This window comes from Chitinophaga jiangningensis, assembly GCF_900142605.1.
GTDB lineage: Bacteria > Bacteroidota > Bacteroidia > Chitinophagales > Chitinophagaceae > Chitinophaga > Chitinophaga jiangningensis.
Genome location: NZ_FRBL01000009.1, coordinates 226,427 through 248,073, shown reverse-complemented (window position 1 = coordinate 248,073; position 21,647 = coordinate 226,427). Strand labels below are relative to the sequence as shown.

14 protein-coding genes are annotated in these 21,647 nt (G+C 47.3%); 11 read left to right on the top strand and 3 right to left on the bottom strand.

The features are described from left to right. The first annotated feature begins 104 nt into the window (after positions 1–104). From BUB18_RS23350 to BUB18_RS23340, 3 genes are all read left to right on the top strand, one after another. A complete protein-coding gene (locus BUB18_RS23350) occupies positions 105–1,121 on the top strand; it encodes a FecR family protein (RefSeq protein WP_178372192.1) in 1,017 nt (338 codons plus the stop codon). Positions 1,122–1,331: 210 nt separating this feature from the next. Next, positions 1,332–4,808, top strand: a complete 3,477-nt coding sequence (locus BUB18_RS23345) for a SusC/RagA family TonB-linked outer membrane protein (RefSeq protein WP_178372191.1) — start codon at positions 1,332–1,334, stop codon at positions 4,806–4,808. 10 nt (positions 4,809–4,818) lie between these two features. Further along, positions 4,819–6,390, top strand: a complete 1,572-nt coding sequence (locus tag BUB18_RS23340; RefSeq protein ID WP_073085690.1) for a SusD/RagB family nutrient-binding outer membrane lipoprotein — start codon at positions 4,819–4,821, stop codon at positions 6,388–6,390. A 61-nt stretch (positions 6,391–6,451) separates the two neighbouring features. Here BUB18_RS23340 and BUB18_RS23335 read toward each other — a convergent pair whose 3' ends face one another. Together BUB18_RS23335 and BUB18_RS23330 are read right to left on the bottom strand one after the other, a co-directional pair. After that, the gene (locus BUB18_RS23335) at positions 6,452–7,228 is read right to left on the bottom strand and encodes a GLPGLI family protein (protein WP_073085688.1); all 777 of its coding nucleotides are present in this window, start codon (positions 7,226–7,228) and stop codon (positions 6,452–6,454) included. 5 nt (positions 7,229–7,233) lie between these two features. Further along, entirely contained in the window at positions 7,234–9,963 is a 2,730-nt protein-coding gene (locus BUB18_RS23330; RefSeq protein ID WP_073085686.1) for an outer membrane beta-barrel protein, read from the bottom strand. A 391-nt stretch (positions 9,964–10,354) separates the two neighbouring features. Here BUB18_RS23330 and BUB18_RS23325 point away from each other — a divergent pair, with 391 nt between their 5' ends. From BUB18_RS23325 to BUB18_RS23300, 6 genes are all read left to right on the top strand, one after another. Next, on the top strand, positions 10,355–10,822 hold the full coding sequence (locus tag BUB18_RS23325; protein WP_143160071.1) for a hypothetical protein: 468 nt from the start codon (positions 10,355–10,357) through the stop codon (positions 10,820–10,822). Between the two features lie 61 nt (positions 10,823–10,883). Beyond that, positions 10,884–11,474, top strand: coding sequence for an RNA polymerase sigma factor (locus tag BUB18_RS23320; RefSeq protein ID WP_073085684.1), 591 nt, complete (start codon positions 10,884–10,886; stop codon positions 11,472–11,474). Positions 11,475–11,554: 80 nt separating this feature from the next. Next, on the top strand, positions 11,555–12,712 hold the full coding sequence (locus tag BUB18_RS23315; RefSeq protein ID WP_073085682.1) for a FecR family protein: 1,158 nt from the start codon (positions 11,555–11,557) through the stop codon (positions 12,710–12,712). Positions 12,713–12,848: 136 nt separating this feature from the next. Next, on the top strand, positions 12,849–16,400 hold the full coding sequence (locus BUB18_RS23310) for a SusC/RagA family TonB-linked outer membrane protein (RefSeq protein WP_083550652.1): 3,552 nt from the start codon (positions 12,849–12,851) through the stop codon (positions 16,398–16,400). Positions 16,401–16,411: 11 nt separating this feature from the next. Beyond that, positions 16,412–17,815 carry a RagB/SusD family nutrient uptake outer membrane protein gene (locus BUB18_RS23305; RefSeq protein ID WP_083550650.1) on the top strand — a complete coding sequence of 468 codons (1,404 nt, stop codon included), beginning with the start codon at positions 16,412–16,414 and terminating at the stop codon, positions 17,813–17,815. A gap of 19 nt (positions 17,816–17,834) precedes the next feature. Then, complete coding sequence (locus tag BUB18_RS23300; RefSeq protein WP_073085676.1) at positions 17,835–18,950, top strand: TlpA disulfide reductase family protein; 1,116 nt, start codon at positions 17,835–17,837, stop codon at positions 18,948–18,950. Positions 18,951–19,057: 107 nt separating this feature from the next. Here the strand turns inward: BUB18_RS23300 and BUB18_RS23295 are convergent, their stop codons facing one another. Then, positions 19,058–19,333 (bottom strand): UBP-type zinc finger domain-containing protein, encoded by a 276-nt coding sequence (locus tag BUB18_RS23295; RefSeq protein WP_073086036.1) that lies wholly within the window; start codon positions 19,331–19,333, stop codon positions 19,058–19,060. Between the two features lie 337 nt (positions 19,334–19,670). Between BUB18_RS23295 and BUB18_RS23290 the strand changes: the two genes are divergently transcribed. Both BUB18_RS23290 and BUB18_RS23285 read left to right on the top strand, forming a co-directional pair. Further along, positions 19,671–20,231: an RNA polymerase sigma factor gene (locus tag BUB18_RS23290; RefSeq protein WP_073085674.1), complete on the top strand. Its 561-nt coding sequence runs from the start codon at positions 19,671–19,673 to the stop codon at positions 20,229–20,231. Between the two features lie 81 nt (positions 20,232–20,312). After that, complete coding sequence (locus BUB18_RS23285) at positions 20,313–21,449, top strand: FecR family protein (RefSeq protein ID WP_073085672.1); 1,137 nt, start codon at positions 20,313–20,315, stop codon at positions 21,447–21,449. The last annotated feature ends 198 nt before the right edge of the window (positions 21,450–21,647 follow it).

The following is a 21,647-nucleotide window of genomic DNA, read 5'->3' as shown; positions in this document are numbered from 1 at the left end:
TATTATGCCTTGCAGGATAATGCTTGATTGTCCTAACCTGATGTTATTTTGTTTTTTTAAAATTCTTTTAGGGGTTTTTTCAGATTTCACACTCCTTTATGCATATGGAAAACGAAAGAGGGTGGTATCTGATTACACGTAAGCTCGCCGGTGAAGCCACGCCTTCCGAATTGGAAGAGCTGGAAGCACTGTTGAAGCAGGATACAGCCATGCAATACAGCGCATCCCTGCTGGAAGAGCTGGACAGTACACCTATGCTCGCAGAGGGAGAGGAAGAGCGGATGTTGCAGTCCCGCCTGGCACAACTCCACTTAAGTGAGGAAACACCTGCACCACACCGCCGCCTGTTGCCTTTCCTGAAATGGGCTGCAGCAGCTGCCGTAGCAGCGTTGATCGTAAGTGCTGCCGGTTGGCATTTCTATGGAAAGAAGAATTATAAATCTATCACCGCCCGGGAAATATCGACCAGGCCTGGTTCCAGGACGAATGTAGTGCTGGAAGACGGTACACGGGTATGGTTAAATGCAGATAGCCGTATTGCATCTGTACAGGGCAAAAGGGAAGTTACGCTTACCGGTGAAGCCTATTTCGATGTGGTGAGTGATGCCAATAACCCTTTTATCGTACATGTGGGGAAAATAGATGTACGTGTGCTGGGAACCACCCTGAATATTAAAGCCTATCCGGGTCAGGGGGCAGTTGAAACCTCCCTGATACAGGGTAAACTGGAAGTGGACCTGAAAGAAGGCAACGGCAGAAAAATTCTGTTGCTGCCAGGTCAGAAGGCGGTGATTGCCACCAATAGCGCCAACACATCAGATCAGCCTGCAACTGTTGACTATTCCGTCAAAAATATGGCAACAGATACCAGCACCGGCCAGCTGGCAGAAACCGGCTGGTTAAATAACCAGCTTTCCTTTAAACAACAAAGTCTGCCCGAAATCCTTCAGGAATTAGAAAGGTGGTATGGCATTCATATAGAACTGAAAAACGATAGCTACAACCAGGAAATTATCACCGGAACATTCAAAGACAAAGACCTATACCAGGTTTTGCAAGCCCTGCAACTTTCTGCAGGATTCAAATTTCATACTGACAGTTTGGGAGTCCACATTTATTAACCAAATAAAAATTACTATGCTGTAACGCAGATTCCACCAACATTCTACATGAAAAAAGGCAGGAAGTGTTGGCCCACTCCCCGCCCAAAGGATTAACACCATCTACATATATCTCCATGCTTGAACACCGGGAGATGTAAATGGCATTTTATTACCCAGAATCTAAAGATAATGAAGAAAAAGCAGGCAATTAAAAAGATTTTGTTGCTTATGAAGCTGACAACGTTCCTGATCTGCGGCGCTTTGATGCAGGTATCCGCCAAGAGCTATTCCCAGGTCAAACTCTCTCTGAATTATTCAGATGTAAGTCTGAACAGTCTTCTGGACAGTATTGAGAAAAAAAGTGATTATACTTTTGTTTACAACAACAAGCTTACGCTGAATACGTCAAAGATTGACGTCAGGGTAAAGGAAAAGACCGTTCCGGAAATCCTATCCCGCGTGCTGCTGCCGATGGGACTGGATTTCAAAATCATGTCCGATAAAATGATTGTCATCCTTTCAGCGGATGGGGAACAGGCATTTAAAGTGAGCGGAAAAGTTACCGATAAAAACGGGATGCCACTGATTGGCGTTACTGTTAAAGTAGATGGCGCCGCCGTGGGTACCACCACTGACGCACAGGGTGCCTATACGCTGGCAGCCTCCGAAAAAGGCGCGCTGATCTTCAGTTTCATCGGCTACCTGCCGCAGCGGGTACCGGTAGAAAATCGCCCGCATATTGATGTTGTTTTGCAGGAAGATACCAAAGGCCTCAATGAAGTAGTGGTTACGGCCATGGGCATTACCCGCCAGAAACGCTCGCTAACCTATGCTGTAAGCGAAGTGAAAGCGGCGGAAATCATGCATGCTGGTGCTGATAATATCGGCAGTGCCCTGGTAGGTAAGCTGCCAGGTGTGGACCTGGTAGGGATGACGGGCGGACCCATGAACGGTACCCGCATCAATATCCGGGGTATCAACTCCATTGATGGTAATAGTCGCCCGCTCATTGTGCTCGACGGCATCCCCATCACAGATAACGATGATTCCTTTGCAGGCCGTGGTGGTGGCAACAACGCCAAGGGCTCCCTGCTCAACTATATTAACCCCGATGATATTGAAACCATCACGGTATTGAAAGGCGCAAACGCTGCCGCACTCTATGGTTCACAGGCACTCAACGGTGTACTGGTGATTACTACCAAAAAAGGTAAGAGCGATAAGAAAGGCCTGGGTGTAGAAGTATATTCGGATTATACCTACAACCAGCGTGCTTTTATGCCGGAATACCAGAATGAGTTCGGCTCCGGCACCACGCCTTACTTCACTACGTTCGCTGCAGACGGAACGCCGATTTACACGGGTACGTCTACACTCAATTTCGGCCCTAAGCTGGATGGCAGAACGGTACAGTGGTGGGATGGTCAGAAACGCCCGTGGGTAGGGCAGCCTGATAACTTCAAAGATATTTTCCAGGATGGTTATACCAACTCCAACCGCGTAAGTGTGAACGGCTCCAACGACAAGAGCTTCTTCCGCCTGTCGTTTACCAACTTCAACTATGGCGGATTTATGCCGAATATGAAGCAGGGCAGAAATTCCCTGTCGTTTGCCAGCGGCTACCAGGTATCCAGCAGGATTAAAGTGGATGTACAGCTGATGTACAACAACATCAACAACACCAATCCTCCGCAAAGGATTGACCGTGCATCCAATTATCCCATGCCGAGAAACGAAATCACGTCGCTCTTCGAAAGCAACTACAAAAATGCGCTGGGGTATTATATGACCGATTCTATCCGCAAGATCTCCAGTAATTTCCGGGATAACATCCTGCGCCCGCTGTTCTGGGACCAGCTGGAAAACCGCTATACTTCCAATCAGCAGCAAATACTGGGAAGCGTAACGGCTACCATTGAGCTGGCAAAGCCCTTGAGCCTGCGCCTGCGTTATGGTACCAACCGGTATTTTAACCTCAATGAAACCAGGGAAAAATGGCTGCAGGCTTCCGACCCTACCAACGCCACCGACCTGCAGGGGAACTATGTACGTACCCTCGATAACAGCTACCGTAACTACATGGAAGCCTTGCTGACGTATAACAAATCACTCAGCAAAGATTTCAAACTCTCCCTCACGGCAGGTGCTTCCGGCGACGATTCTTACGGTTACGTCAATACTGCCTATGTGAGAGGGCTGCGCTTCAGAGATATCTTCTCACTGAACAATAACAAGGCAGTAGACAACAACGCTCCTCGCGGCAGCGATGGCGGCGAGCGTTACATGGCCCTATTCGGATCTGGCCAGTTAGGTTTCCGCGACTGGTTGTTCCTGGATGTGACGGGGCGTAACGACTGGTCCAGCAAGCTCCCTGTTCAAAACCGCAGCTATTTCTATCCTTCTGTAGGATTGAGCTACATCCTGTCGGAAGCAGTGAAATTACCGGAAGTAATCAACTATATGAAATTCCGTGGCTCCTATGCGCAGGTGGGTAATACCGTGCCTTCCCGCTACTTTGCCAATGAAGGATATACCTATTCCAACTACCAGCGTGCGGATGGCACCTTCGCGGTGAAATCAAGCATAGCCACCAGCGTACCACCACTGGATATCAGGGCAGAAAAAAACTACTCGCTGGAGTTTGGTATGGAAGCGGCTTTCATTGATAACCGCCTCAAACTGGACCTGACTTACTACAGCAATAAGGGAGTGGACCTGATCAATGCGGTGAATGTAACACCTTCCAGTGGCGCTTCCACTATTCGTATCAACTCCGGTTCCATATCCAACAAAGGCATTGAAATCCAGCTGAAAGGGGATATCATTCGTGGTAAGGACTTCGGCTGGCAGGCTACCCTCAACGGTACACAGATCAAAAGAAAAGTACTGTCCCTGGCAGATGGCATTAAGGAAAGAGTGATTGGAAATCCGTTTAGTGCTGTATTTAAGGCGGTACCTGGCGATGCGCCATATGATATCTACATGAATAAAATTGCCCGTGATGAAAAAACCGGGAAGCCTTTGGTAGATGCTAACGGACTCTGGAAGTTTGAAGGAACACTGTCCAATATGGGTAATGCATTGCCAAAATGGTATGGTGGCTTCATCAATGATTTCAACTATAAAAACTTCCTGCTCACCATTGCCATTGATTACCGCTATGGTGGCAAGATTGTATCATACTCCAATACCCTCATGAACGGTGCCGGTGTTTCAAAAGAATCCCTGTACGGTCGTGATACAGAACATGGTGGTATCTCTTTCTACACCAACGATGCCGGTAAAAATATTCGCCTGGCCAATGGAGAACAGCCACCAGCAGGCAAGGTGCTCCGCACGGATGGTATGCTCATCGATGGTATTAAGCCGGATGGCACACCAAACGATATGATCGTATCGGCTGCTAACTACTATAATAGTCGCTATGGTGGCTTTGCTACAGAGGATGCGGTATTCGACAATAACTACATCCGCCTCGGTGAAATCTCCCTGGCGTACAGGCTGCCGAATAATATCTGCCAGCGCTTGTCAGTACAGAATATAACGTTTTCGCTCATTGCCCGCAACGTCGCGTTCCTGTATAAGTCGCTGCCAAATGTAACGCCTAACAGTGGCCTGGGTACAGATGCGATCAACAGCAACTTTGAATACAGTGCATTCCCTTCTGTACGCAACCTCGGCGGTTCCGTTAAAGTAAACTTCTAAATCAACCGACATGAAATACAGCAAATTAATTTTAGCAGGATTATTGGTGGCTACGGTGGGTACCGGTTGTAAAAAAAGCATGGATGACCTGTTTGCCAACCCGGAAACATTCACCAATACGAAGATAGAATACCTGTTGCCTACCGCCATCGAAGCAGTGGTAAGGCAGGAATATGTGCAGGCTTACAACAACAGCTTCCGCCAGCTCGGCCCAATGATGCAGTTAAATGCATCCACAGTAGACCCGATCAGCGGGAACGTATATAACATTACTTCCGACCGTGCGGAATGGAGTGCTTACTACCTCACAAGAATGCTGAATGTAATCGGTATTCAGAACTATTATAACTATAAAATCGACAAGAGTCAGCAGGAAGAGTATAAAGTATATTACCACCTTTCCAAAGTACTGGGAGCTTACAGCACCGCGCAGGCTACGGATTTGTTTGATGATATGCCTTATACCCAGGGCTTTGATGCACAAAACTCCCTGTATGGTCAGCCGGTAAACTACTATCCGAAGTACGATGATCAGAAAAGCATCTATTACAGTATTCTGGATGACCTTAAAACCGCTGCTGAATTTTTAGGCACTGCCACTTTGCAGCCTGCCTTATATGAAAGTCATAAATCGCTTGCGGTGCAGGATATCCTGTACAAAGGGGATCTGGCCCGCTGGCAGAAGATGGCTAACTCCCTGCGCCTGCGTTATGCCATGCGTATTTCCGCGGTGGACCCGGCCCGTGCCAAACAGGAGCTGGACGACCTGGTAGGTGGGAATAAACCCCTGATAACTACCAACGCGGACAATGGGGCATTGCTCCAGGGTGGGCAAGCCTTCACCAGCGCCGGAGGTACACTGGTGCGTGCGTTTTACGAAGCCATCAACTATCAGTACGCCCCTAAGTTTATAGTAGATCAGATGACGCAGTCGGGCGATCCACGCTTACAGGTATTTTACCGTGGCTCCAGCGATACTACTGCCATTGTAGGGCTGCCTGCTACTTTTGCCGACCGCACCTTTGCGATTACTAAAGCGGCGGTGCTGGATACGGTAACGTTCGTACGAAATACCAATTTGCCCACCGGTGTTACCATCAATGCCGCGGATGTGTATTTCCTGCTGGCCGAAGCGCGGCAGCAGAACCTGATTACTACCGGCGACGCCAAAACGTACTATGAAAACGGTGTGAAAGCCTCCATTGAATGGTATTACAGTATTTACCTGAATAGCCCGGTGGCTAAGAAGCCGGGAGTTACTGCCCAGCCAAATGCAACAGTGATCAATACCCTGCTGGCCTCCTCATCCTATACCTTTGACCCCAATAAGGCGATGGAGCAGATAGCATTACAGAAATACCTGAATACCGGTTTTATGGAAATGGGAGAAACGTATGCAGAGTTCAGAAGGCTGGACCTTCCCAAGCTGCCTGCAGATATCTACGAAGGGCAACAGCGCAACAGCACTTACCCGGTGAGATACTGGTATCCTACCGCTGAAGCGGCCAATAATTCGGAGAACTTCAGTAAGGTTGCTGCGAAAAATAATGCGACCACCCGCGTTTGGTGGGATGTAAAATAAGTCGATAGACTAACGGTGAATGTGGGCTGCTTCCTTTCGGGGAGGCGGCCCTTTTTTAAACTTACAGGTCCATAAAAAACTGTACCCAGGCGGATGAAAGGTTGAATTGCTTCAGCAGCTTCATCGTCATGGTGTTAAACGCTTTGTTATCCATGGTTGTACGCTTGCCAGCCACCGGTACTGCCCATTGCTGCGGTTCTGTATTTACACCTGTTACGCTTTGTGCGAAAATGGTAATGTGCTGATGCGGAATGGCAATGCCGAGTATCATTCCCGGTAAGCCGTTGAATGTTTCCGGGCCTGACTTTGTGGGGATCTGGTCCGTATAAAATGCAACGATATAAATGGAATCGAACACCAGTGCGTTGGCGCGGTGGCACTCAAAACCCGCAATTTCCCTGGTTTCATCGGTGAGCTTCCACTTGAGCCGCCGAATAGTATCGCTGATGAAATAAGCGTTTTCAAACGCCTGCTTTTCAATATTTACCACCGAAGTTTCAAAATTATTATAGACTTTGTTCTTGTAAGATACCGGTACCGCAAAGGTTTTACAGAAATCAATATCTGGATTGGCGGGTTGGTAGAAACTATGGGTCTGATCGAAGTAAAGGTCGAAGGTGTCCGTCCAGAACTGTGTTCCGTTACGGTAGTTTTGCATAAAAGTGGCTACGTCATCTCCCTTAATCATACCTGTTTCCCGCAGGAAAATGGGCATGGTAGCGAAAGTATTAATTTTGCGCTCAAAGGTAATTTTCCCCTTACCTACAAAGTTGGCCTGTTGTGCAAATGCACTGATAGTTAATAACAGGCACGTATATATGAATAGGATCTTTTTCAAGTAGCTTACTGTTTAATGTTGTTGAATCGGGTGAAATTCCAGGTGGCGCCCAGCATAAAAAACCGGCGGATGGTGGTATACCTGTTTTCGGAATAATAAGTATTGGTAGCCGTACGGTCGTAGCCGTTATTCTGATTCAGGATATCGTTACAGGAAACTTTCACCGTCAGTTGATCATTCTTGAAGAAGTTCCTGCCGATCCAGGCATTCCAGGTCAGCCGGCTGAAGTTGTCGGAAAACGCCTGCGACTGCTGCTGCCAGAGGAAAGTGGCATCTGTATGCAGCTGGAACTTCTTCCCGAAGTGGATATCCACGGATGGATTGAGGGTGTAGTAGAAATAGTTATTTTTTGATTCCGGCTGCAGGGAGGAGGTATTTTTTGTATAGCCGCCCACTGCCACCAGGTAGATGCTGTATTTATAAGGTTTGTTTTTGAATAATTCCGCGGAGAGGCTGTAGGTGCTGTAATCCAGTTTATTCACGGCGTGGTTAATGGAGCTGTAGGTGTTGCCACCATTTGTACTCAGGCCTACACCGGCCTGCAAATCCAGGGGAATTATTTTTTTGGAATAATAGGTAGTCAGATTATAATTGGTATTCGTATAACCGTTCATGTTAATGAACTGATAGGTGTAGGCGCCGGAAGGGTCCACCTCGGTGGACTGTACTATGGCGCTGGTTGTAAGATTATAGCTCCCGTTAAATCCGTAGTACACCTGTTTTACAACCCTGCTGGCCTGATAGCGGCCGTCAAGACTGTGGGTGAAGCTGTTGTGGAGGTCGGCGTTGGGCAGGGATGTGGTCAACTGACTATTATTGTAATTGAATGGCATCAGTTGTGTGCGCCCCGGCGTAGTGGCGTAACCGTTATACCCCATGCTCATGCTCTCGTAGTTACTGAATTTATAATCAAACCTGGCGGATGGGTTCAGGTTTGTATAGTGTTTGTGCAGGTGCTCGCCGGAATACAGATTATCGATGGATTGTTGAAAAAACTTTACATTATTTCCCAGTTTCACATTCATCTTCCTGGTATTAAAATTAAATGCCAGCCCTGCCTGGTTACCCAGTGCCGAGGACGATATGCGGGTACTAAACGCTGTATCGAGTGTTTTGGGAATTGCAGCGGCGGTATTGTAGGAGCGTTTATTGTCGTCCGCACTTTCATTATCCAGGCTGTAGTTGATGACCATGGAAAATTTGGTGCTGAAGGCTTCTGTAAACAGCGTCTGGAAATGAAGGGTACGCCAGTTGTCGTGCATTTCTTTTGCCAGCAGGAGCTGCGCGGTGCTATCCTCATGGCCGGCAGGATCATAAAAGCTGCTATAGGAGCTGCTGTTACCCGAGCCGCCATCATGGGAAAAGTTGTTGTTCAGGTAAAACGAAATGGTTCGGCCCTTCTTTTTCAATCTTTTTTCCAGGGAGAGATTTAAGTCAAATTTATTAAAGTTATACTCGTTGCCGGAGGAGGCCACGTTATTGTACAGCACACTGGAATCGCCCCTGCGGTTTTGCCTGGCGCTGATGTTGCGGTTGTTGCTCTGGTAATCAGACCCGCCGGCCAGCAATGTAAAGGTGGTGTTACTGTCGAGTTTATGAATATATTTCCCGGTAGCCTCGTGGTGCCAGCTGGAAGAGGCGAAGCTGCCTGTGGAATTGCTGAGAATAATACCGGTGGGCAGGTTGTTGCGGGAAATCGTTTCCTCCGTGCCGTCAATATCCATGTGACTGAATTTATAGTTGCCGTTAAAGGAGCTATTATCCTTATTCCATTTTTTATCATAATGAAACCCGGCATTGGTGCTGTTAGGGAGGCCCTTACCGTTGTAGGTATCGTCTCCATCGGTATCATCGCCGATTTTGGATTTGTCGGCCGAGCCCAGTCCTGTGCGCCCGATGGTGCCGGTGGTGGCGTAAGCGGACATTCTGCGTTTACCTTTGAAGAAATTGACCATGGCCTGCAGGTTATATTTACCGTCCGGCCCGGCCCCGGCCTCTGCTTTTCCGAAAATGCCGTGGTTTTTATCTTCTTTAATTTTCAGGTTAATGGTTTTATCTTTTATACCATCTTCGATGCCGGTAAAGGCTGCGGCATCCGACTTTTTATCGTAGACCTGCACTTTATCAATCATGTCGGCCCGCAGGTTACGGGTCACAAGGGTAGGGTCATCGCTAAAAAATTCCTCTCCATCTACCAGTACTTTTTTTACTTTCTGCCCATGGGCGGTAATATTCCCGTACTGATCCACCTGCAGGCCCGGGAGTTGCCGCAACAGCTCTTCTACAGAGGCATTGGGCTGTACCTTAAAGCTGCCGGCATTGTACTCGGTGGTGTCCCCGTTAATTTTGATGGCGGCCACCTGGGATTTTACGATTACTTCCTGTAATAGTTTGCCTTTGGGGATGAGGTAAACACTTTTCATATCTGCCAGCTTTTCAGGAAGCTGCCGCATGTCAATGATGTGGGCGTAGTTGGCATATTTAGGGTAGGAGAAATACACTACGTATCTGCCTGTGTCGGAGAGTTGTTGGAATGCAAAGCTGCCGTCTGTTGCAGCCCTGGTGCTGGCAATGATAAAGGAGTCTTTTGCCTGCAGCAGCACTACGGTGGCCTGCGTAAGCGGGATGTTTAAACTGCTGTCAGCCACCTTGCCTTTGATCACGCTGTTTTGTGCGAGTGCCGGAAGCATAAAGCCTGCCAGGAGAAGTAGGGTTCCGATTATTCTGCTGTACATGAATATTGGGTATTAGAGAGATGAACATGATGAGGCGTTCACAATTAGTAGGTAAGGAAAACCAGGTGTTGCCACATTCAAAGTACATTTCATATTTACATTGTTACTGTTCCGTGCTGATTGCTGCCGGTCATTTCTCCGGCATCATTAAGATAAAGAAAAAAGTGAATGGTAAATTTCGTTGCTGCGGCTAATTTGACGGTGGATAGGCGGCTTTGCCAGCAGTGGCGCGTGTAGGCGGTAGGGTTATCGAGATGAATTTTGAGGAGAAGGGGAGAGACGTGGTTGGTGTATTCTTGTCAAGTGGTTTGTAGTAATTGCTTACTTGCAGGTATCTGAGGTTGTAAGGAGTTACCCTGAATTAAATATCTTTACAAATATTTATATTTCCATGACACGTTATTTATTCCTATTTTTCACCATTTATCTGTTTTCTTGTACACAAACGAGAAACAATGATATTTCAAACGAAAACACCCATCAGCATATGTCTGTCAATACAAAATTAGATCTGCGCCATGATAGCGCTATGGTTTCCCTGATTGGGGATATCAAAACATCCATGTTAGGTTATATGGAAATAGCCCATCCTGAATATACCGCAGCTGATGTGGATCATTGCGTGGTGATACTTGAAGAATATTTAACCACCTTAGGGAGTGCGGCGGACCCATCTTCAGGCTTAGATATAGTAAAGAAAACTGTTTTGAAACTAAATGACCTGAATGAAAAATCTGGCGGGCAGCTAATTGAAACTGACCAGCGGGAAATGATAGCTGAACTTATTATTAATGCAGGCTTTAAGAAAGGATTCAATACCCAGGAGGAGGATATAACCGAAGAATGGCGGGAGTGGTAGGACAATTATCGTTTATGAATTATTTATTTTAGTTTGCGCCCCGGCTAAATTCCTATCAACATTGACAGTAAGTAAACCAATTGAGGAACAGGAGTTGTTATCCCTTTTAAAAGCGGGTAACGAAAGTGTGCTGGAGTTTATTTACCTGAAATACTTCACATCACTCAGCTATTATGCGTTTAAGCTGCTGGATGATGCGGAAGCAGCCAAGGACATAGTCTCCGACCTGCTGATCTGGGTAGCATCGCAACCAAAAACATTCGACAGCGAATACCATCTCAAAAATTACCTATTTCTGGCCACCCGCCATGCCAGCTTGCGGTTGCTGGGCCAGTTAAAAAAAGAACAAGCCACCTACGATGAGCTGGGACAGTTGACGGAGCTGTTCGCCGGGCAGTCGGACGTGGAGCAGGTACGTGCTACCGTTATTGCGGCTATCTATGAGCAGGTGGAACTGTTGCCGAAAGGATGCGCCGAAGTATTTAAACTCATCTATTTTGAAGGAAGGAGCAGTAATGAAGTGGCGGAAATGTTAGGGATTTCTGTTAAAACTGTCCTCAACCAAAAGCTCAACGCAGCTAAAATCCTGAAAGCTGCCCTCCTGAAACAGGGGCTCCTGGCGGTTTTCATAGCTATCTGGGGCAAACTCTAAAAAAAAAGTTGAACATTCCATGGGAATTTATGCGCTTCTCTGCTATTTATAGATGAGAAGCGCAATGCTAATATTATTGTATGCAGATTGACGACATCATCATCAGGCATTTAAACAGTGAGCCGGTCACAGACGCCGAATGGGCTTTTGTGGAGCAGTGGCGGCAAGCGTCGCCGGAAAATGGACAACTGTTTATGGACCTCACAAGCCCTGCCACACTGAAACAAGAGCTGCGGCTGATGAAGCAATTTGACGCTGGCACCGCTTGGGCGGCCTATGTGAATAGCAGAAGAACCGCCAGTGGCCGATACCGCAGGATGGTAGTACGCTGGGCCGCGGCAGCTGTAATTGCGCTGTTGATCGCGGCCGGAGGGTACATGTGGAAGGATCAACCTTCGCTACACAATCAGTCCGGCACCTCTCAGGAGGATATCCCGGCGGGCAGGCCCGGCGCCATTTTAACCTTAGCCAACGGATCACAGGTGCTGCTGGATACGGTACAAAATGGACTCATTGCCTTACAGGGCGGCGTTAAGGCCCGCATGGTAAACGGTAAGATCGTATATGAAGGAAACAGCGACCGCCTGATTTATAACACCCTAACCACACCCAAAGGCCGCCAAATTGCCGTAGGATTGCCAGATGGTAGCATCGCCTGGCTGAATGCAGCCAGCTCCATCCGGTTTCCGACAACTTTCGCAGGAAAACAAAGGCAGGTAAACATTACCGGAGAAGTATACTTTGAAGTAGCGCAAAATTCGCATCGGCCTTTTGAAGTAGTGGTTAACGACAGCGTCACCATTCAGGTACTGGGAACCAGCTTTAACGTAAATGCCTATACCAATGAACCGGCTATCAAAACCACACTGGTAAACGGAAGCATTAAAACGGCATGGGCAGGCCATAAATATTTACAACTGCATCCTGGCGAACAGGCACAATTCATAGCCGGTTCCATAACTGTAAAACAGCTGGCAGCAGCGGATATGACCAACGTACTCGCCTGGAAAAACGGCTATTTCGATTTTGGAAATGTGAGTCTGGCCGAAGCTATGCGCCAGCTGGAAAGATGGTATGATATAGAAGTTGTATACGAACAGGGAGTGCCAAACGTAGAATTGGTGGGTAATATGACAAGGGACGTATCGCTCCACGACCTGATGGAAGGATTGGAAAAGTTGGGATTATATACCAGGCTCGAAGGAAGAAAATTACTTGTTTTACATCAGCATCCGTGATATTTTATATATATATGATTTATATATATGAATTAAAACCAACCATCACTATTTTATCTGACTATGCATGGCTGCCCTACCGGGCAGCAGCTAATCTGCAGGACAGTAATTAATTATCAACCAAATTACCGAAGGTATGCCAGAAACTACTTTCAGGTCCGGACTTGCTATGCCCGGATCTCAACAAGCCCAATGGAAAGGGTACAAAAGATTGTTATTGTTATTTTTTATCTGCATCAGTAGTCTTGCTGTTAACGCGCAAACTGTTACCATCAGCGGGAAGGACCTTAGCCTGCAACAGGTGTTTGCTTCTATACAGCAGCAAACGGGCTATGGCGTGCTGGCTAACCGGAATATATATACGGGAGCTAAACTTATAACACTAAATGTGGTCAATAAACCATTAACCGAAGTGCTCACCGAAGTAGTGGCCCGCCAACAATTACAGTACGTCATCAAAGGCAAAACAATTTTTATCTCTAAAAAAACAACTAATGTACCCGGCCCCAACGAAGGGGTTAAAACGGCACCGGTGAACGGACATATCACTGATTCCACCGGTAAGCCGCTCACCGGCGCGTCCATCAGTAATAAATCCACGCACGACCGTACCGTATCTGGTGAAAGTGGCGAGTTCACACTTCCCGCCAGCCGCGGCGATATGCTGGTGGTACGTTTCATCGGGTATGAAACTAAGGAACTGGTACTTTCTGATACCACCAGCCTTGTTATCTCCCTAAAGCCAATTTTGAATGAACTGAGAGAAATAGCCGTGGTAAACACCGGCTACCAGCGGATTAGCCGGGGTAACCTCACCGGCGCCGTTACCAGTGTAAGTAGCCAGGAGCTTGAAAAACGTAATACCCAGAATATTTTGCAGAACCTGGAAGGGCTGGTGCCCGGCCTCGTGCAATATCGCGGTAATGCTACTATCCGTGGCGTAAGCACCATCCAGGCAAATGCCAATATCCTGGTAGTGGTGGATGGCCTGCCGATTGAAGGATCGATTGCAGAAATCAATCCCTATGAAGTTGAAAATGTGACTGTATTGAAGGATGCAGCCGCGTCAGCTATCTACGGTGCCAGGGCGTCCAACGGCGTAATGGTGGTGACTACCAAAAAGGCAAAGGAAAATAATAAAATTGCTGTTGAGCTATCTTCCAATATAACCGTAACGGATAAACCGGATTATAGCTATCAGAACTACATGACACCCACACAGCAGGTGGACTGGGAATCAGATTACTACAGCTGGTGGTTTGATGGTGGTAGTGGTACCGTAACCAACCCTGTCGGGAGTTTTGAAAATAATATTGCCACAGGCGTACCTGTTTCTCCGGTGCAGTATGCCTGGTACCAGGTAAGAACCGGTAAAATCAACCAGAAACAGCTGGATGATCTACTTAACGCCTACCGGAAAAATAATTTCGTGGCCCAGTACCGGGAAAATGCACTACAGCGCCAGGTATTGCAACAGTATAACCTCGCTTTACGTACCAATAATGGGAAATCGCAAAACAGCCTGGTAGTGAATTATACCACAGATAATACCGGCATAATTAATGCCAGCAATCACCAGATCAATCTTTTTTATAAAGGGGGGTATCATATCGCCAAATGGCTGGAACTGGATTATGGTGTAAATAGTGTAATAGGTAAAATACGTGCGCATAATAACGACTTCGCCACTACGCCATATTCCGTGCCCACCTACCTGAGCTTATTTAATGCCGATGGGAGCAGGGCACAATATTCCACTAACCAGTTCAATAGTTATAACCCACTGATGGAAACCACTGCTGGTCTCTATTCCGCCAAATTTAACCACCTGGATGAACTGGAAAGGGATTTTTCAAATACCTCCACCCTGAATACCCGCTATTACCTCAATATGAATTTTAAAGTATTTAGCGGCCTTTCTATACAGCCAATGATCCAGTATGAGGACCTGCGCAGGAGCGTGAGCGCTTACGCGGAAGCGGAAAGCTATACCATGCGGTGGCTACAGGATGTGTACACCACCCGTACCGGTACTGCCGGCAGCTACAAATACACCAACTTATTGCCCAAAGGTGGCAAACTGGCCACCTCAGAAGTAAAGAGCCCGAACTACACGGCAAGGCTTCAGGCCAACTACAACCGCGAATTTGGTAACAATGGCTTTATTGCTCTTGCTGGTATGGAGTTCAGGCAAACCCGGACGAATGGTAACAACAACATCTTACTGGGCTATGATGATCAGTTACAAACACAGTCTACCCAAAATGTGAACTTCGGAAATCTGTACAGTATCAATACCGGTACCTTTTGGAATCCCAGTTATCCTGTGCGGCAATATCACTTCAACGAAATAGCCGATATGGGCCTGGTCCGTGACGAAGTGCACCGCTTCGCATCCGGATACGCCAACCTCACTTACACCTTTGATAGAAAATATAATCTCTTTGGTTCGTTAAGAAAAGATTATGCGGACCTCTTCGGTGGGGATGAAAAGTATCGCGGAAAGCCATTGTGGTCCGTTGGTGCATCGTGGGTAGCCTCCAATGAATCGTTCCTGAAAAACGCGGTTAACCTGGATTACCTGAAGCTGCGCGCTACTTATGGGCTCACCGGCAATATCCGCAACGTGACCGCAGTACTGGCAGCAACCACCGGCGTAAATAATATTACCCAACTGCCCAACGCAACAGTTGCCAATCCCCCCAATCCAAAGCTGAGATGGGAGAAAACGGCTACCACCAATTTCGGAGTCGACTTCAGCTGGTGTCAGCAGCGCCTGAGAGGCACATTGGACTGGTATGTCAGAAAAGGGACCGATTTGTTTGCCCAGAAACGCCTCGATCCCTCAGAAGGCTTTACTTCCATGGTCATCAACAACGCCAGCATGACTAATCTCGGGATTGAATTAAACCTGGCATACGACTGGTTAAGACCAGCCAGCGCAGCAGGCTTCAGGTGGTCCACTAATGTAACGGGAAGCTGGAACAAAAATAAAATTACGGAGGTAGATGAACTGACGAGAAATCCTTTAACGCTCGCAGGTGGAGGTTCTTACCGCGTGGGGTATCCGGTACATTCATTATTCTCCTTCCGCTTTGCAGGGCTTGATGCCAATGGTGTACCCCAATGGTATGATGCCAAGGGGATACCAAGTAAGGCTTCCCTGGGAGCCAATGATGCAGACGCCGTGGAGTATTCCGGTAGCGCCGATCCTATAGTGAATTTTGCACTGAATAACGACTTCAGTTTTAAAGGCATCAGCCTGGGTATTTTCGCTGTGTACTACGGCGGTCACTATTACCGGGCACGCCCGGTACCTGTGCCTTATCCCTATGCTAACTATGGCCCGCTGCCGGCGTATTTGCTGGACAGCTGGACGCCTACCCACACTGATACTGACATCCCCGGCAGTGGCCAATACTACCAGGTGCCAATTACTAACCAATACTATTACTCCAATAATCTGGTTAGGCCGGCCGATTTTATAAAAATCAGGAATATCGTACTTGGCTACACGCTGCCCGCAACTGTTTCGTCAAAAATCAAAGCCACTAAACTGCGGGTGAGGGCACAGGTAAATAATCCCAATTCCATCTGGATAAAGCAAAAAGATGTACACGTGGACCCTGAAACCGGTGCTGCGCCAATACCAGCCTCTTTTGTTTTTGGTATCAATGCTAATTTCTAATTCGAGTTTTTATGAGAAATTATTTTTACGGATGGGCAATGGCAGTGCTGTTGTTAGTAGCCAGCGGTTGCAAAAAGTATACAGACATCACTCCCAAGGGCCAAAACCTGTTGAACCGGGCGGCTGATTTAGATCTGCTGTTAAATGTAAACTATTCAGGCACGCCGTTCACTGCTCAAAAGCAGGCAATCCTGGATAATGACATGTATTTACAGGCGGTTAATGTGCCCAATACCATTTCATCGAATGTGCAAACGATAAATAAAATATTGCTGACGTATGATGAGTCGGCCAACAGGGCCGCCCTAACGCTCACGGACGGCCCTTATGAAGGCTTGTACCGCCTCATCTCAACAGTGGCAAATATTGTATTGGCTAATGCCGATAAAGCCAGTGGCGACCCGCTGCTCTTAAAACAATTAAAAGCCGAAGCATACATACTTCGGGCCTACTCACATTACTTGCTGGTAAATATATACGCCAAAGCCTATGACCCGGCTACAGCGGCTACCGACGGGGGAGTACCTTATGTAAAGGATATTGATTTTGAGTCGGTAAATAACAAGAACACCGTTAAGGAGGTTTATGATAATTTACTGGGAGATGTAGATGCCGCACTGGCACTGGAATCACTTCCGGAGCAGCCTAAAAATGGCATGCGTATAGGTAAAGCATTTGCCTATGCGGTAAAAGCGAAGATACTAATGTCCATGCGTAACTATCCGGCGGCACTGGAAGCTGTAACGGAAGCGCTTAAATACAATAGTAATATCGAAGACCACCGCTCCCTGCTGGCTCTTCCTAAAGCCGCCAGGATGCCGGTGCGCAGTGGGGTCGGAGCTGCTGATAATTTGTTTTATGCTACTGATAACAGCTTTTCGCCTACCACGTTTGCGCCGACCTACGAAATCCTGCGCGACTGCTATGAACCCGGTAATATCATCAAGGATTCTTCCATAGTATACAATTATGACATGGGTATGCTCTATGTGGGCTTAGCTGGTATTCCGGGATGGATTGCCCCTACTTATGAGGCAAATATGGCCGGTATGACAACCTCCGACCTCGTACTGATGAAAGCAGAATGCCTGATCCGCAATAAGCAGGTAGCGGAAGGCATGGCTGCCATAAACGAGATCCGCATACGGAGGATAGTGCCTTTCACCCCGCTAAGTGCAAGCGATGAAGCGCAGGGAATGAAATATCTGCAGCAAACATCCCGGATTGAGTTCCTGTTTACCATCCGCAATTTCATCAATCTGAAAAGATGGAACCGGGAAGGAACCTATGCCACCACGATTACCAGAACCCTCAATGGTATAACATATCAGCTGAAACCGGATTCACCATTATGGATATTCCCTTTCCCGCAAAGTGCCACCCAATTTAATACCTCACTGACACAAAATTATTAATCAACAACATCAGACAGCTATGAATAAAATAAAAATCGCCGTATTGCTTTTGCTATCCGTTTTTGCAGGGATAGTCACTACTGTAGGCCAATCTAACGCTAAACTAACGATAGGAGACACTGCCCCCGCCTTAAAATATGCGAAGTGGATCAAGGGGGAGCCGGTAAAATCTTTCGAAGGTGATCACCTGTATGTGCTTGAGTTCTGGGCTACCTGGTGCGGCCCCTGTAAAGCAGCCATGCCCCATATTACAAAGCTGCAACAGGAATACAAAGGGAAAGTAACTTTTATTGGGGTGGATGTTTGGGAAAAAGTAGCGGAAGGCAAGCCTTATGAATCAACGCTGCCGATGGTGGAAAAATTCGTAAAAGGCAATGACGCAAATATGGAATACGCAGTGGTTGCGGATAATAATGAACAATTTATGGGGAACAACTGGCTGAAGGCAGCCGGTCAAAATGGGATTCCTTCAACATTCATTATCAAAAATAACCAGATCCTCTGGATCGGTCACCCTAACTCACTGGATACAGCATTACCGGCCATCCTCAACGGGCGTTTTGACATGGCGACGTTTAAAGCAGCTTATGATAAAAGTGCAGACGCAGGCAGAAATTCCATGGTAGCCATGCAGGCGCTCGTGAAACCTATCCAGGATGCGATAACTGCAAAGGATTATACAAGAGCCTTGCAGCTTATGGATAAGGCAGTGGCGGAGAGTGCCCAGCGCAAAACCATCATGGAAATGATGAAGTTTGGAGTACTCCTTAATCATGTAAGTCAACAGCAGGCTATTGCCTATGCGGAGGAACTACAGCAAACCAACAAATCAATGGCATCGGTTGCCCTGGGAGAGATTTATAATAAAGATGTGTATGAGAAAAGCACTTACATCTGGGCGGCTAAAAATTATGAGGCTATAAATCCTACTGGTGGGAACCCGGTATTGATTCACGCCCTGGCCACCTGTTATGCCAAAGGTGGGGATTATGAGAAAGCTGTTACCTACGAGGAGCAGGCGGTAGCAAGCGCACGTAAAGCATTAAAGAACGGAGAAATGGTAGGGTCCGTGATGGATTATACCGTTAAGGAATACGAGCAGGCGCTCACAGAGTATAAACAAAAATTGAAGTAATAAGAAAACGGCATCACCCAATGTGATGCCGTTTTCAAACCAGGTCCTGCATCCGAATGCCCCGGGGAGACTTACAGGATCAGTACTGTTGCGTACACCGGAATTGATCAGCCATATTCCGCAAAAGTATCATCCTTATAGCAATACAGCCATTGTTCGCCGGGCTCGGCAGAAATCACCACCGGGTGATCAGTGGCATGAAAGTGAGCAGTCATGTGCTTGTGCGGCGACTGATCACAACCTAATGTTACCCCGCAGGTCTGGCAGGTTCTGAGGTGAACCCAGTCGCTGCCAATTTTTACACATTCGGCGCATTCATATTTTTCCGCCGTTTTCAATTCTTTTATTTCCCGGATGTGCTGGCAAATTTCATCTTGTGCCATAGTATTTTTTTTAAAGAGATGATATTGTTTCAACATATAAGTGCGTCGATTTGTTGGACATCAGGAAAAAAGCCATTACACAGCTCCGGTATTTGCGCTAAACAACAAAACAAAATTCTTTGCTGCGAGCAAAAAAGATCGCTCTTCCGGCGCCGGAGGCGCCTCAAACAAAATAAGTCTTTGCGAGCTTAAAATCCTTACGCCTCTTTGCGGGCAAAAAAAACACAATCCCTTTACTAGAAAAAAAAGTTTGTATATTAGTTCCCACAACAGCTGTCACGTGCCAACCAGCGTGAATGCTTTCACTTGTTTGACTGATAAAATCAGATTGTGCCTGATGTCCGACTATAATCAATACAGCGATAGTGACCTGGTTCTGTTGCTGAAGCAGGATGAACACGGAGCGTTTACGGAAATTTATTACCGTTACTGGAAACGCCTGTTTACCCTTGCGCTGCACCGGCTTTCCTCCCGTGCAATGGCTGAAGATGTAGTACAGGACGTGTTTTCAGGATTATGGCAGCGCCGCCATCACACCATCATTGAGGCGCTGGGGCCTTACCTGGCCGTAGCTACCCGTTATGCCGCCATCCGGCAGCTGGCAAAATCCCGGCAAATCCTTGATACAGCCGATATCCCTGAAAATCTGCTCCAGGACGGAGATGATACGGCATCCCTACGATTCCTCCAGCAATCCATGCAGGAACAATTACAACTGCTCCCGGAAAAATGCCGCCTGGTTTTTGACTACAGCCGCAACCAGGGACTCTCCAATAAAGAAATTTCCCGGCAATTGCAGATTTCCGAGAAAGCCGTTGAAAAGCACATCACCAAAGCTTTACAGCGCCTGCGCCTGCAATTAAGACACTACCTCCACTTGCTTTCAATTCTCCCCTGAAATTTTTTTTATAACAGAGGTAGGGATACGCCCTGCTTTAGGTACTATATTATTAATCACCTGTAAAAGTTATCCGTACATATGGAAACAAATGAATTAGTCATCCTGTCCGGGAAATACCTGGATGGTACAGCCAGTGATGCCGAAAAGAACGCTTTGCTGCAATGGTATAACGCCTACAGTGAAGCCGAACTGACCGCCATACTGGAAGCCGCGCCGCATGAAGATGAAGCCTCCCTGGAGGCCCGCATGCTGCAACGATTACAGGCTGCTACCGGCACGGGTACTACTACCCGGATTCATTCCATGCGAAGCTATATCATACGGGTGGCCGCCGCCGCAGTGATCATCGGCGCAGTGGCCGGAGGGTGGCTGCTCTGGAAAAAAAGTCAGCCTGCACACCCGGCCATTGCAAAAGTACAAACCGGCACCAATGCAGTACTCGTACTGGACGATGGTACAGAAATGCAGCTGGATAGCAGCCAGCACGGCGTGGTATCGCAACAGGGAAATACCGTGGTGTCAAGATCAGCCACCACCTTGTCGTACCACCAGCAAAACAATAACGAAACTGTCGTGAAGTTTAATACGCTCAAAACTCCACGTGGCGGCCAGTTTAGGCTGGTTCTTCCGGATGGTACCAGCGTATGGCTCAACGCCGCTTCATCCATTACTTATCCTACTGCCTTCACCGGCAAGGAAAGGAAAGTTAGCATCACCGGGGAAGCCTACTTTGAAGTAGCCGCCTCCGCTGATAATCCATTTACCGTAACTGCAAACAATACAGATATATTGGTACTAGGAACGCGATTTAATGTGAATGCTTATGAAGATGAAAAATTTACCAGCACCACCCTCGTACAGGGGGCCGTACTGGTCAGAGGAAAAACCAAAGCTCAACACCTGCTGCCAGGCCAGCAGGCACAGGTAACAGCTACCGACCTGCAACTCATCAAACAGGCCGACGTGTCAGCCGCCATCGCATGGAAAAACGGATTTTTTTCCTTCAAAGATGCCGATGTGCCAGGCGTGATGCGGGAGTTGGCCAGATGGTATAACGTAGATATTATTTACAGCGGAGGGATACCGGATGGATCCTTTACCGGCGAAATGTCAAGAACGCTCACACTACCACAGGTGGCGGAACTGATGAGAACAACACGCATTCATATGAGTATCACAAATGGAGGTAAAAGCATTACCGTAACACCGGAGTAAAAAGATTCATTTAAGCTTACAGAACGTTACCAGCTATCGGACTGACTGATACCCTATCAGCCGGAATGGGCATGTCATTTATCCATAAAAAAACCTGGCGTTAAGATTTGCCGTCCACACCAGGTTTAGTTCGGTTAACCCCTTTTAGGAAAGCTCTTTCCCGGAAAAACCGGGAACAGGAGAATCGTCAACCAAACC

Bases quoted from the DNA above. Each gene is read 5' to 3' on its own strand.
- BUB18_RS23350 (WP_178372192.1), top strand. From the start codon at position 105: ATGGAAAACGAAAGAGGGTGGTATCTGATTACACGTAAGCTCGCCGGT.
- BUB18_RS23300 (WP_073085676.1), top strand. From the start codon at position 17,835: ATGAATAAAATAAAAATCGCCGTATTGCTTTTGCTATCCGTTTTTGCA.
- BUB18_RS23330 (WP_073085686.1), bottom strand. From the start codon at position 9,963: ATGTACAGCAGAATAATCGGAACCCTACTTCTCCTGGCAGGCTTTATG.
- BUB18_RS23345 (WP_178372191.1), top strand. From the start codon at position 1,332: ATGAAGCTGACAACGTTCCTGATCTGCGGCGCTTTGATGCAGGTATCC.
- BUB18_RS23315 (WP_073085682.1), top strand. From the start codon at position 11,555: ATGCAGATTGACGACATCATCATCAGGCATTTAAACAGTGAGCCGGTC.
- BUB18_RS23305 (WP_083550650.1), top strand. From the start codon at position 16,412: ATGAGAAATTATTTTTACGGATGGGCAATGGCAGTGCTGTTGTTAGTA.
- BUB18_RS23310 (WP_083550652.1), top strand. From the start codon at position 12,849: ATGCCAGAAACTACTTTCAGGTCCGGACTTGCTATGCCCGGATCTCAA.
- BUB18_RS23340 (WP_073085690.1), top strand. From the start codon at position 4,819: ATGAAATACAGCAAATTAATTTTAGCAGGATTATTGGTGGCTACGGTG.
- BUB18_RS23295 (WP_073086036.1), bottom strand. From the start codon at position 19,333: ATGGCACAAGATGAAATTTGCCAGCACATCCGGGAAATAAAAGAATTG.
- BUB18_RS23285 (WP_073085672.1), top strand. From the start codon at position 20,313: ATGGAAACAAATGAATTAGTCATCCTGTCCGGGAAATACCTGGATGGT.
- BUB18_RS23325 (WP_143160071.1), top strand. From the start codon at position 10,355: ATGACACGTTATTTATTCCTATTTTTCACCATTTATCTGTTTTCTTGT.
- BUB18_RS23290 (WP_073085674.1), top strand. From the start codon at position 19,671: ATGTCCGACTATAATCAATACAGCGATAGTGACCTGGTTCTGTTGCTG.